The 12,679-nt window shown below is 72.5% G+C and carries 7 protein-coding genes; all 7 read right to left on the reverse strand.

Translation table 11 applies throughout. The features are described from left to right. Position 1: 1 nt before the first annotated feature. The 7 genes from NAEX_RS24495 to NAEX_RS24530 all read right to left on the reverse strand — a co-directional run bounded on the left by NAEX_RS24495 (position 2) and on the right by NAEX_RS24530 (position 12,661). Complete coding sequence (locus NAEX_RS24495; RefSeq protein ID WP_100792973.1) at positions 2-2,332, reverse strand: TonB-dependent receptor; 2,331 nt, start codon at positions 2,330-2,332, stop codon at positions 2-4. Then, a complete protein-coding gene (locus tag NAEX_RS50635; protein ID WP_170135974.1) occupies positions 2,329-3,354 on the reverse strand; it encodes a hypothetical protein in 1,026 nt (341 codons plus the stop codon). The genes NAEX_RS24495 and NAEX_RS50635 overlap by 4 nt, the downstream gene beginning before the upstream one ends. A 180-nt stretch (positions 3,355-3,534) precedes the next feature. Beyond that, positions 3,535-5,820: a TonB-dependent receptor gene (locus NAEX_RS24500; RefSeq protein ID WP_096329903.1), complete on the reverse strand. Its 2,286-nt coding sequence runs from the start codon at positions 5,818-5,820 to the stop codon at positions 3,535-3,537. Beyond that, complete coding sequence (locus NAEX_RS24505) at positions 5,817-6,851, reverse strand: hypothetical protein (protein WP_096329904.1); 1,035 nt, start codon at positions 6,849-6,851, stop codon at positions 5,817-5,819. Before NAEX_RS24505 ends, NAEX_RS24500 begins: the two co-directional genes overlap by 4 nt. Positions 6,852-7,511: 660 nt before the next feature. Beyond that, on the reverse strand, positions 7,512-10,001 hold the full coding sequence (locus tag NAEX_RS24510) for an FG-GAP repeat domain-containing protein (RefSeq protein WP_143140580.1): 2,490 nt from the start codon (positions 9,999-10,001) through the stop codon (positions 7,512-7,514). Positions 10,002-10,497: 496 nt separating this feature from the next. Further along, positions 10,498-11,607: an amidohydrolase family protein gene (locus NAEX_RS24520; protein WP_143140581.1), complete on the reverse strand. Its 1,110-nt coding sequence runs from the start codon at positions 11,605-11,607 to the stop codon at positions 10,498-10,500. Positions 11,608-11,893: 286 nt separating this feature from the next. Beyond that, entirely contained in the window at positions 11,894-12,661 is a 768-nt protein-coding gene (locus tag NAEX_RS24530) for a TetR/AcrR family transcriptional regulator (protein WP_096329909.1), read from the reverse strand. Between the last annotated feature and the right edge of the window lie 18 nt (positions 12,662-12,679).

A 12,679-nucleotide genomic window follows, 5' to 3' on the forward strand; every position in this document is an offset into this window, starting at 1 on the left:
ATTAATAGGTGACCTGCACGCCGAGGACGGGCAGGATCGGCAGGCCGACCGCCGCGCGGGTGCGGGAGAAGTCCTGCGAATAGATGACGCCCTCGGCGTTTTGATGGTTGTACACGTTCATCACGTCGAGGTAGGCCCCGACGACGCAGCGTTGCAAGATCCACGTGCGGTCGACGCGGAGGTCGAGCTGGTGGAACACCGCCATGCGGGCGCTGTTGGGCGCGCCGTACACCGGCGTATTCGGGTTGAACGCCCAGCTCCCGTCGGTGTTGATCGAGCCGATGAACGGGGTGAAGGGCAAACCGGTGACGAGGCGGAAGCGGCCGGCGATCGACCAGCGGCGCGGGAGCTTGTAGCCGACCAGCACGACGAGGTTGTGGCGCTGGTCGAAGTCGCTCGGGACGCGCACCGGCTCCCGCATGTTGGGGAAGTTGAAGGTGGTGGTCGAGCGCATCCAGGTGTAGGCGATCCAGCCGAATAGCCGGGCGGTGAGGTCGTGGCGCAGCATGACCTCGACGCCGGTGGCGGTGGAGCGGTTGGTGGGCGCGTCCGGATTCTCGGGGTGGGGGGCGATGTCGGTTCGGACCTTGCGATGAAACAGGGTCGCGTCGAGCTCGACGTGGTCGGCGAGCTCGAGGTGGAGGTTGGCGCTGTACTGAGCGGATCGCAGGGCGCCGATCTGGCCCTCCGGGTTGAACTCGAGCTGAGGGTCGAGGTAGCGGATGGCCGCGGGGAACACGGTGTAGTAGTTGCCGAAGTAGCTCGTCGGCCCGCCGAACGAAGCGCTCGAGGCCTGCCACTGGTCGAAGACGCCGGCGCTCACCCTGGCGCTGCGATAGAGGGGCTGCGAGTAGGTGCCCGCTGCCAGCTGGATCCGGACCCGCTCGTGCGGGCTGTAGCGCAGCAGGAGGCGCGGGTCGACGGCGTGCTTCGCGTTGACGGCGCCGGTGAAGCTGCTGACCCGGGCGCCGGCGATGATCGCGTAGCGCCCGAGCTCGAGCTGCGAGTTGAGGTAGACGCCGGTGTTGGTGAGGAAGCCGCGCGTGCGGTTGTCGACGAGGCCCTCCTCCGCGGTGGTGCGGTGGAACGAGCGGTAGTGGTCGAGCTGGGTGTCGACGCCGAGGGTGAGCTGGAGCGGGCGCCACGGGCGGACGCTGGCCTCTGCGCGCAGGAGGCCGACGACGTCGTTGCGCCGGCGCAGGAAGGCGATGCCGCTGTCGTAGTCGGTGCGGTCGAAGCGGACGGCGGGGGCGAGCAGGAAGTCCCAGCGGCCGTGACGCTGGCGGTAGGCGAGGTCGACGCGGTGGAAGCCGTTGCTCAGCGACAAGCCGGGCTCGCCGGTGAAGGCCTGGCGGAACTGGAAGCGGTCGGCGGCGCCGAGGAGCCGCATCGTCAGGGCGCCGCCGCGGCCGACGGGGTGGTCGAAGATGAATTGATAATCGTGGTAGCGCGGGCTGACGGCGGTGCCGGAGAGGCTGACCTCCTCCGGCAGCGCGCGCAGGGCGAGGTCGAGGTAGCCGCGCTGGGCGGCGAGGATGAACGAGCCGCCCTTGCCGAACGGGCCCTCGATCCGCGCGCCGGCAGTGATGAGGTCGATCTTGACGTGGCCGTGGACGCCGTCGCGCCGGCCGACGCGCGGGACGAGGTGGACGATGCCGCCGACGGCGTTGCCGTAATGCGCGGAGAAGTTGCCGGGCACGTATTCGATGCCGCCGATGACGCCGGCCGGGACGATGCTGGCGAGGCCGGGGATGTGAAAGGCGCGCGGGAGCGGGTGCTCGCCGAAGAACACCTGCGATTGATTGGGGGCCGCGCCGCGCAGGATGAGGAGGCCGAGGCCGCCGGGCACGCGGGCGACGCCGGGCAGGTTTTGCAGGGCGCGCAGCGGGTCGCCCTGGCTGCCGGGGAGGTTGGCGATCTCCTCGGGCTGCAGCCTGGTGCTGACGGGGCTCGGTTTGCTGACGCGTTCCTGCTCGACGATCGTGCGGTAGCCGCCTGCGCCCTGCGGCTGGAGGTAGATCGTCGGCGGCTTGCGGCGCGACCAGTAGGCGGCAGGGGTGGGCTGCTCGAAGCGCTGATGGCCGGCGGCGACGACGACGAGCGTGAACTCGCGGGAGGGCAAATCGGTGAGGAGGAAGCGGCCGTCGCCGTCGGACACGGCCTCGCGCGTCCACCCGGGGCCCCTGCGCGCGCTGGCGAAGACCTTGGCGCCGGCGACGGGGAGGCGCTCGCCGGCGCTGCGCAGCGTGCCCTGCACGGTGGTGCGAGCCGCGGGCTGGCCGGGCGCCGGGGCGGCGGCGAGGAGGCAGGCGACGAGGCCGAGGGTGATCATGCGTCGTCTTCGGGGACGAACTCGAGGTCGACGAAGGCCTTGCCGTTGCGATCGTCGAAGATGTCGAGCCAGAGGGTGGTCGGCACGACGTCGTGGGGGATGGCGAAGTGCGGGGTGGGCAGGCCGTCGAGGTGATCGTAGAGGACCGGCTCGCTGAACCTCACCGTGTGGATCAAGTGCTCGGTCTGTTGCACGAGGGTGCCCGACCACGGCATGTTCGGCAGGTCGCCCTCGGAGACCCAGTACTGCTGGGCCGCGTCGGCGGCGAGGCGCGGCTCGACGTGGAGGCGATCGCCGCGGCGGACCGGGACGGTCGCGCCGACGTCGACGACGAGCTCCTCGCGCACGTCGCCGCGCTCGCGCGTGACGGTGAAGCCGAGCACAGTCGGGTTGGTGTCGGCCTCCTCGGCGAGGACCTCGGGCGGGACGCCAGCGTCCTCCGGCACGAACGGCAGGCCGAACGGGGTGGCGCGGGTCGGCGGGTCGCGTAGGATGACGAGGCAGGGGCCGAGGTCGGGGCGCGGGTCGGCGCTCAGGCGCTCGAGGCATTCGGCGGGGGGGAGGTCCGGCCGGCGGCTGCCGACGACCAGGAGCATGAAGCCGGACGGGGACTCGGAAGAGTAGGCGCCGGCCATGCGGACGCGGATCCGGTGACCCTCGCCGAGGCGACATGAAGTGTGGACCCCGAGGGGCATCGGATCGGGACAGTCCGGCAAGGGGCCGAAGTACACCGGGGTCCACAGCCCCAGGCAGGTCGCGTGGTCGCAGGCGATCCAGATCGGCGGCTGAAGCTCCTGCCCGGGCGGGACGGCGACCTTCCACTCGAGCTCGACGGTGTCGAGCGGGAGGACGAAGGCGCGGCGGCGATCCGGCGGCACGTTTAATAAAGAGCCATAACCGCCGGGCTCGACGACCTCGACGAGCAGGCCGCGGAAGGTCGCGTCGACGACCTGCCAGTCGTGCTCGAGCGGGATGCAGGCGCCGAGGGCCAGGGTGCCGAGCGCGAACAGGAACCGCCGCATCACCGGTGACGCTAGCGCGGGGCGGCCGGGGCGGCCAGTCGCGGGGTCGTGCGGTTCTTCTCGCCGGGCGGCGGCGGCGGGCGGGAATGGGAGGGATGTCCCCGAGGTCATGTCATCCGGTGGGGTCGGGTCAGCGCGGTGCTGTAACATGGCTTTTCGGGCATGTCGTGAGGGGCAGGCTCAGTAGCTGACCTTGACGCCGAGCACCGGCAGGATCGGGACGCCGACGACGGCCCGGGTGCTGGCGTAGTCGGTCGAGTACACCACGCCCTCGGCGTTCGGGCGGTTGTATACGTTCTGCACGTCGAGGTAGGCGCCGACGATGCAGCGGTGCAGGACCCAGGTGCGGTCGAGGCGGAGGTCGAGCTGGTGAAACACCGGCATGCGGGCGCTGTTGAGCGGGCCGGCGATCGGCCAGGTCTCCTGGGCCATGGCGTTGAGGCCGCCGACGTACGGGGTGTACGGGAGGCCGGTGACGAGGCGGAAGCGGGCGGCGATCGACCAACGACGCGGGAGCTTGTAGCCGACCAGCATGACGAGGTTGTGGCGCTGGTCGAAGTCGGCCGGGGTGCGCGTGATGGTGCCGTCGGGGTAGAGGCGGCGGGCGTCGGAGCGCATCCAGGTGTAGGCGACCCACCCGAACAGCCGCGCGGTGAGGTCGTGGCGCAGCATGACCTCGACACCATGGGTGGCGGATGCCGTGTCGGGCAGCTCGGGGTATTCGGGGTCGGGCGGGAGGTGGTCGCGGACGCGGCGGTAGAAGATCGTGGCGTCGAGGCCCGCCGCGGCGGTCAGGTCGACGTGGAGGCTGGCGCTGTACTGCACGGCCTGGCTGGCGCCGACGCGGCGGCCGGGCTGGAACTCGAGCTGCGGGTCGAGGTAGCGGGCGGCGCCGGGCAGGACGAGGTAGCGGGCGCCGATCGTGGGACCGTCCGGCCCTCTCTGGTCGATGAGTCCGGCGGACTGCAACGACTTGCGCAGGCTCGGCTGCGAGTACATGCCGGCGCCGAGCTGCACGCGTACCCGTTCGTGCGGGCTGTAGCGCAGGAGGAGGCGCGGGTCGGCGGTGAACTCGGTGTTGTCGGCGGCGGTATATGCATTGACGCGGGCGCCGGCGACGATCGCGTAGCGGCCGAGCTCGAGCTGCGAGGACAGGTACAGGCCGGAGCTGGTGAGCAGGCCGCGGGCGGCCTCCTCCTCGGTCATCATGGCGCCGAGGTGGGTGACGCGGTGCGTCGCATAGCGGTCGAGCTGGGTGTCGAAGCCGAGGGTGAGCTGCAGCGGCCGCAGCGGGCGTACGCCGGCCTCGGCGCGCAAGAGGCCGACGACGTCCCCGCGGCGGTTGTCGAGGCCGTTGCCGTCGAACTGCGAGCGATCGAACCGCACGGCTGGCGCGAGCAAGAAGTCCCAGCGGCCGTGGCGCTTGCGGTAGGCGAGGTCGACGCGGTCGAACGCGGCGCGCAGGCGAAAGTGCCCGAGGCCGCTCGCGTCGATCCGCAGATCGTCGGAGGCGCCGAGGAGGCGCACGGTGACGGTGCCGCCGCGGCCGGCGGGGTGATCGAAGATGAATTGATAATCGTGATAGCGCGGCTGAATGACGTCACCCTGGAGCGCCTCGTCGGGCAGGGCCCTGAGGGCGAGGTCGAGGTAGCCGCGCTGGGCGGCGAGCAGGAAGGAGCCGCCCTTGCCGAACGGGCCCTCGAGCAGGGCGCCGACCGAGGTGATGTCGAGCTTGGCGTGGCCGTGCAGGCCGTCGCGCCGGCCGACGCGAGGGGTGAGGTGGACGAGGCCGCCGACGGCGTTGCCGTAATGGGCGGAGAAGTTGCCGGGCACGTATTCGAGGTTCTGCAGGACGCCGGTCTGGACGACGCTGGCGAGGCCAGGGACGTGAAAGGCGCGCGGCAGCGGGTGCTCGCCGAAGAACACCTGCGATTGATTGGGGGCCGCGCCGCGCAGGACGATGAGGCCGAGGCCGCCGGGGATCCGCGCGACCCCGGGGAGGTTCTGCAAGGCCCGCAGCGGGTCGCCCTGGCTGCCGGGGAGGTTGGCGATCTCCTCGGGCTGCAGCCGGGTGCTGACGGTGCTCGCCCGGCTGACGCGCTGCTGCTCGACGATCGTGCGATAGCCGCCGGCGCCCTGCGGCTGGAGGTAGATCGTCGGCGGCTTGCGGCGCGACCAATAGGCAGCGGTGGTCGGCTGCTCGAAGCGCTGACGGCCGGCGGCGACGACGGTGAGCACGAATTCGCGGGCCGGCAGATCGGCGAGGACGAACCGGCCGTCGCGGTCGGACACGGCCTCGCGCGTCCAGGCGGGGCCGCGCCGCGCGGTGGCGAAGACCCGCGCGCCCGCGACGGGCTGGCGCTCGCCGGCGCTGCGCAGCGTGCCCTGCACGCGGTCGCGCGCGGGGCGTTCGACGGGGGCCGGGTCGGCGGCGGCGAGGACGGCGGACAGGCCGAGGGCGATCATGGGGCGTCGTCGGCGACGAACAGCAGCTCGGCGGCGGCGCGGCCGTCACGGAAGTCGTTGACGTCGAGGAAGAGGCGCGTGGGCACGACGTCGTGCGGGACGGTCCAGGTGATCGGCGTGTTGGTCCAGCCGTCGTACGCTGTCCAGGCGAAGTCGAGGACGGGGGCGTCGAACCAGGCGCGGATCAGCAACTGCTCTTCGGCGCTTTCGAGCTCGCCCGACCACGGTTTGTCCTCCTCGTCGCCGTAGGTGTACCACCACGTCTGCGCCGAGCCCTCGGTGAAGATCGGCTCGACGGTGATGCGATCGCCGCGGCGCACGCCCACGCTGCCGCCAGGGGCGACGCGCTGCTCGCTGCGGCTGCCGCCGCGCTCGCGCGTGACGCGGAACTCGGCCACGTCCGGGTTGGTGTCGACCTCCTGCTCGAGGATCTCGGGCGGGATGTCGCTGGCGTCGACGTCGAACGGGAGCAGGGCCCACAGCGGCCCGAGTCCGAGCGACCACAGACTGATGATGCAGGGCTCGAGCTCGGTGTGAGGCGGGTGGGTCAGGCGCTCGAGGCAGGCCGCGGGAGTGAGGTCGTCGTCGCGGCTGCCGACCAGCACGAGGGTGGTCCACTGGCGGGCGAGGGTGAAGGCGCCGGCGATGCTCAAGCGAATCCGATGGCCCGCGGCGAGCCGACAGGGATCTTGCAAATTGAGCGGCAGCGGGACGGGGCACTCCGCGAGGTCGCCGACGAGCTCCGGCAGCACCCCGTTCACGCAGTCGAGGCCGCAAACCAGCCAGATCGGCGGCTGCACGGTCACGCCCGGCGGGGCGGCGAAGCTCGCCGTGAGCTCGACGGTGTCGAGCGGGAGGATGGTGGCCCGCCGCCGCCCGTCGGGCACGTGGAGCAGCGAGGCGTAGCCGCCCGGCTCGACGACCTCGACGCGCACGCCGCGGAACAGCGGGGCGGTGACCAGATACTCGGGATCGAGCGGCAGACAGGCGGCGAGCAGGGCCGCAGATCCGCCGACGAGCCACCTTCGCATGCGGACCCGAGGATACTGCAGCGGTCCCGCGCGGGCCACGTCGGGTTGTGCGCACGTTTTCGCGCAATGCGCGGGGTTCGCGGGCCAGCGGGGTCCGCGGGGCTGATTGGGATGTCCCGGAAGACAGGTCGGAGCGGGCCGCGTGGGTCGCTCGCGTGGGCGAGGTCGCGAAGGCGGGCGTCTTCGGCGCGCCGGATGCCCTTCGGGGCCGGCGATGCGAGGCGCGAAGGTGTCCTTCAGGACAGGCGAGGCGCGATGCGCCGGACGCCCGTCGGGACGAGCGAAGCGCGATGCGCAACGGGGGAGACGCGGGGCGAAGGACGTCCTTCGGGACAGGCGAAGTGGGGCGCGGGGAGGTCCTTCCGGCAGGCGAGCGGGGGACGAAGGATGTCCTTCAAGACAGGCGAGGCGGGGCGCGGAGAGGCCCTTCAAACAGGCGAGGCGGGGCGCGGGGAGGTCCTTCCGGACAGGCGAGCGGGGCGCGAGGATGCCGTCGGAGCAGCGGCCAGGGCGATCGACGGCCTCTGGGAGGGCGAAGCGGGGCGAGAGGATGTCTTTTGAAACAGGCGAGAACGGCGCGACCGTCGGCGGTCGCGACGAGGGGCCGCGCCGGCGCGCCGGCATGGCCCCTCGGACATGTCCTGTGATTGTCTCGGCGGATCAGCCCGGGCAGATGTCGAGGGCGTCGGCGCCGAGGTTGTTGCCGGGGTGGCAGTCGGCGATCTTGTCGGCCGGGTCGACGTCGACGTAGACGGTGCCGCCGCCCTGGAGGTCGGCGGTGCACATCACGGTCTCGCACTCGCCGGGGGCGAGGAGCTTGGTGGTGACGGCCTCGCAGACGACGGTGGCCTGGTCGACGGGCTGGTTGGGGTCGGTGGTCTCGAGGAACTGGACGACCACGCCGTCCTGGACCGGGTTGGTGCCGCGGTTGCACACCTCGGCCTGGAGGTCGATGGTGCCGCCCTGGTTCTGGCACAGGGTGCCGAGGTCGGTCAGCTCGACGGTGAGGTCAGCGATGTTGAGCTTGCCGGTGCTGCCCTGGTCGTTCTGGCGGAAGTTGTTGAGGCCGGGCGTCTGCCAGTTGTTGACGAACATGCCGGCCGGCGGGACGCGGGCGTCGTCGGTGACGTGGGTGATCGAGTACTGATACTGGTTCCAGATCGGGCGCGAGTTGGCCCAGCGGTCGAGCGGGTCGCGGTAGACGACGAAGCCGGGGCGCGACACGAACTTGGGGGCCATCGGGTAGAGCGGGTCCATCGCCGGGCAGTTGTTGAAGCTGGTGCGCGGGACGACGATCTCGGTGGCGAAGTCGCCGTCGACGTCGGCGATCACCGGGTACTCGTTGCCGGTGCCCGAGGAGGCCGGGGCGCTGAACAGGACGTCGCCGCTCTTGCCGTCGTAGACGCGCAGGTAACACTCGTCGCGGTAGACGGCCTCGGCCGCGCCGTCGCCGTTGAAGTCGAAGATCGACGAGCCCGTGATGTTCGACGACAGGTCCTGCGAGGGCTGAACCCACAGCACGCCGTCGGGCAGGTTCTTGGCCTGCTGCGTCGGCGAGCGCTCGCACTTGCCGCCGGGCCGCTCGGTCGGGCTCTCGCCGTTCAGCGCGGCGACGCAGTCGGGGTCGTAGACGGCGTAGTAGGTGGCGGCGGCGCTGGCGAACTCGACCTGGCCGTCGCCGTCGAAGTCGCTGATCGTGACCGGGCCGCCCTGGCCGATCGTCTCGTTCGGCTTGGCGTAGAGCTGGATCGGGCCCCACTTCGTCTCGCCGGTGAGGCTCTGGATCCGCAGGCGGCCGATGCTGTTGCTGACCGACAGCACCACGACCTCGGGGGTCTGCTCGAAGTCGACGCCGTCGACGACCGAGTAGAGGCCGACGTCGGCGACCGCGAGGTAGCCGCCGGGCTGGTTGGCCGGCATGAACCACGGCTTGTCGACCCACTCGCCGGCCAGCGGGTCCCAGCCGGCGACGCGGCGGTGGTTGACGAAGTCCATCAGGCCGTCGAGGTCGACGTCGGCGATCACCGGCATGTGGTTGGCGCCGCTGGCGCTCCAGGTGGTGAGGACGCAGCCGTCGCGGTCGAACACCTGGTCGCCGACGATGATCTCCGGGAACTCGTCGCCGTCGAGGTCGTGCACGCTCGGGCCATTGGTCGCCCCGGCGCTCGAGAAGTTGAGGATCGTGTCGGTCTCGCAGTCGCGGCCGTACCACATGCGCTCGAGCTTGGGCGTGTCGCCGTCGTCGACGATGCGGAAGGCGTAGACGTTGAGCGGGCCGCTGTCGTTGGGGCTGGTGACGCGGTGGTAGCCGATCAGCTCGGGCCGGCCGCCCTGCGGGACGTCGCCGTCGAGGTCGGCGATGGCCCAGTGGGCCGAGTAGCCGGGGCGGTTGGCGTCGTCGGGCTCGTCGGCGCCGCCGGCCTGCAGCTGCAGCTCGCAGGTGCGGCCGTCGAAGATCCGCAGGGTGCCGATCCGGCCCATGTCGCCGATCGAGGCGAAGGTGTTGACGATGATCGAGGGCTGCAGCTTGCCGGGGTCGTTGTCGAGGTTGAGGTCGGCGACCATCGGCGTGGTGTAGATGTACGTCGAGTTCTTGGTCGGGTCGTTGGCCGGGTCGGCGACCGCGCTCCACTCGCACTGCACCACCGGGGTGATGCCCTCGGGGATGTCGTCCTTCTGACACTCGGGGTCGTTGATCACGTCGGCCGGCACGCCGTACGGGATGCACTCGCCGTCGGGGTCGCAGTAGGAGTCACCCGGGCAGTCGTCGTGGGTGGTGCAGGTGCCGAGGTCGGGGATGCAGGTGTCGTACTTGCACTTGAAGTTGGCCGGACAGTCGCAGCCGTCGGTGGTCTCGGTCTGCGTGGTGCCGGTGACGACCGGGTCGGTGGTGCTCGAGGTGGTGGTGCCGGTCGGCGTGACGGTCGACTCGCTGGCGTTGTCGCTGTCGCTGCCGCCCTCGGTGGTGCTCGTCGGCGGGGCGACGGTCGAGCTCGCGGTGCCGTCGGTCGTGCCCTCGGTCGACGAGGCGGTCGGCAAGACTCCCCCCGTCGTGTCGGCCGTCGAGGCCGTGCCGTCGTCGCTGCAGCCGGCGGCTGCCGCCGCCGCGATGCCCCACATCCCCACCCAATTCAGTCGCCTTGTCCGCATATCGGCCGGACTCTACAGCAAAGCCCCGCGGCCGCGGGCTCGTCGGCGCGCGGGTCGACGATCGCCGCCCGGTGCGAAGGCGGCTGCTCGTGGCAGCCCCGACCCGCACGCTCGGCGGCCGGTGGCGACGTCCTCGGGCAGGACTGGTTGCTGTCTTTGCAGACAGGTTTACGCGGAGGCGGCGATGACCTGTACTTCGGGTCAGGTCGCGCGGGCGCGGCGGCGCGCGTGTCCTTCGGGACACCTGCGAAGGCCGGCGATCGGCATGTCCTTCGGGCCATGTCGCGCGCCGCGGCCCGGGCCGGCCGACGGGTCGGCGCGTCGTCGCCGCAGGGTCGGCGCGAGGAGCCGGCCGCGCGCGCGCGGTCGCTCGACGGGCCCTCGTCGGCGCCGCGTCCGCCCGACCGGCGGACGCGGAGGCGCTTCGACCGCGCCCCGGTCCGCGGCGCGGCCGCGCACATGTCCCGAGGGACAGGCTGACCTTCAGGGCAGGTCGCTACAGGACGACCATGCGCAAAGTGTCGGAGAAGCGGACCGGGGCGCCGCCGGGGGCGGCGACGACGCGGCCGTCGCGGGCGACCAGCTCGCCGCGGAGGACGGTGGCGATCGGCCAGCCGTGGTAGCGGACGCCGGCCTGGATGTGCTCGGCGTCGAGGTCGACGAGCACGAGGTCGGCGTCGTAGCCGAGGGCGATCCGGCCCTTGCGGGCGACGTTGTAGATCCGGGCTGGCCCGGAGGACAGCAGCTCGACCAGCTGCGGCAGGCCGAGCCGGCCGGCGTGGACGTGGGCGAGCATGGTCGGCAGGAGCGGGCCGCCGGGCCCGGGCTCGGGGCCGGAGCCGAGCGCGTCGACCAGGCCGCCGGCGACCGCTCGCCACAGCGCGCCGGCGCCGGGGCCCGCCGGGTCGAGGTCGGCGGCGGCGAGGCCGACGGTGGCGAGCTCGCGGTGCTGCATCAGCAGGGCCAGGGCCTCGTCGCCGTCGACGTTGGAGGCGTGGACGCGCCGACCTGCCCGTTTGGCCATGTTGAGGAAGCGCTGGAGGGCGCGCGCGGCGTCGCCCTCGTCGCGGTAGAGGTCGACCGCGGCGCCGGCGGCGACCGGCTCGGGGTGCGGGTCGGGCTCGCACGAGACGGTGACGCGCCGCTGGCCGCAGAACAGGGCCCGGTGCAGCGGCTCGTCGTCGGTGCCGAGCGAGAGGACGACGCCGCTGCAGCCCGGCAGCCGCTCGAGCCGGTCGAGGTCGTCGAGGTGGTCGGTGGCGGCGGCGATGAAGAAGGCGTAGTCGCAGTGGGCGCGGCCGCGCGCGCGCGAGAGCTTGTCCTCGAGGCCGGCGGCGGTGGTCGGGTGCGGGTGGGCGTCGAACACGGCGGTGACGCCGGCGAGCACGAGCGCGCTGCCGCCCTCGTCGCGCATGTAACCACCGGTGTCGAGCACGCCGGGCAGGACGTGGAGGTGGCGCGCGTCGAGCTCGCGCTCGGCCTCGGCGACGGCGAGGTCGCCGATCGCGGTGATCCGGCCCCCGGTGACCCCCAGGTCGCAGCGGGTCATGACGCCGTGGAGCGCGCAGGTCCCGCCGCGCACGAGGAGGTCGAAAGTGGGAGCCATGGCGCGCCGGGGACTATGCCAGGAGGCGCCTGGCCCGTCGAGGCGATGCGCGCGCGGCCGCATCCCACGGGCTCCAGCGGGGCGATGGTCGCAGCGGCGGGCGAAGCGGGGGGGGCGTGCGCGGGGCGTCGCGCCGCTGCGGGCAGGCCCCGGCCCGGCGCTCGCGGCGGCGGGGCCTGGTGGATCGGTCGGCGAGCTCGGCGGGCGCGGCGGGGGCCGTGCTCGGGCCCGGGTCATCGCCGGGCGGACGGCTCCGCAGCGGCTGTCCCTCGGGGCAGATCGCCGGTCACGAGGCGGGGCGGCGGGACTTGCGGGCGACCAGCAGCTCGAGGCCGTCGAGGACGCGCTCGAGGCCGAAGGCGAACGCGCCGGCGGGGTCGTGGGCGCCGTAGGCCTCGCCGGCGACCTGGCCGACGCGGGCGGCGATCGGGAACCGCTCGGCGTCGAAGACCTCGGCGAGGAAGGGGCCGACCTGGGCCCACCACTCGCGGTCGGTCATGCCGGTGCGCTCCTTGACGGTGCGCTCGCGGGCGGCGCCCCGCACGGCGCCGGCGACGTAGTCGAGGACGAGGGTGAGGGCGCGGTCCATCTCGAGGTCGTCGAGGCCGATGCCCTCGAGGGCGGACAGCTCGAGGTGGTACTTGGCGATCGAGTTGGGGCCGAGGACCGGGCGGTGGGTGACGACCTCGATCATCCACGGGTGCCGCAGCACGAGCGCCCAGTTCTGGCGCGCCACGTCGGCCACGCGCTCGCGCCAGGTCGCGCCCGAGGGGGCGCGGATCTCCCCCATCAGCGCGTCGAGCATCAGGTCGATCAGCTCGGGCTTGCCCGGCACGTAGGTGTAGAGCGACATCGGCGACACGCCGAGGTCCTCGGCCACCCGCCGGGTCGTCAGCGCCGCCAGACCCTCGGCGTCGACCAGCGCGATCGCGGCCTTGACCACGTCGGCCACGCTGAGCCGGGCCTTGGGCCCGCGCGAGGCCCGAGGCGCCCGGCCCCACAGCAGCTCGAGGGTCTTGCGCGGGTCGCCGCGGCCGGAGATGTCGTCGCTCATACGGGTGGTGAAAAAAAA

The organism is Nannocystis exedens, assembly GCF_002343915.1.
Taxonomy (GTDB): Bacteria; Myxococcota_A; Polyangia; order Nannocystales; family Nannocystaceae; genus Nannocystis; species Nannocystis exedens.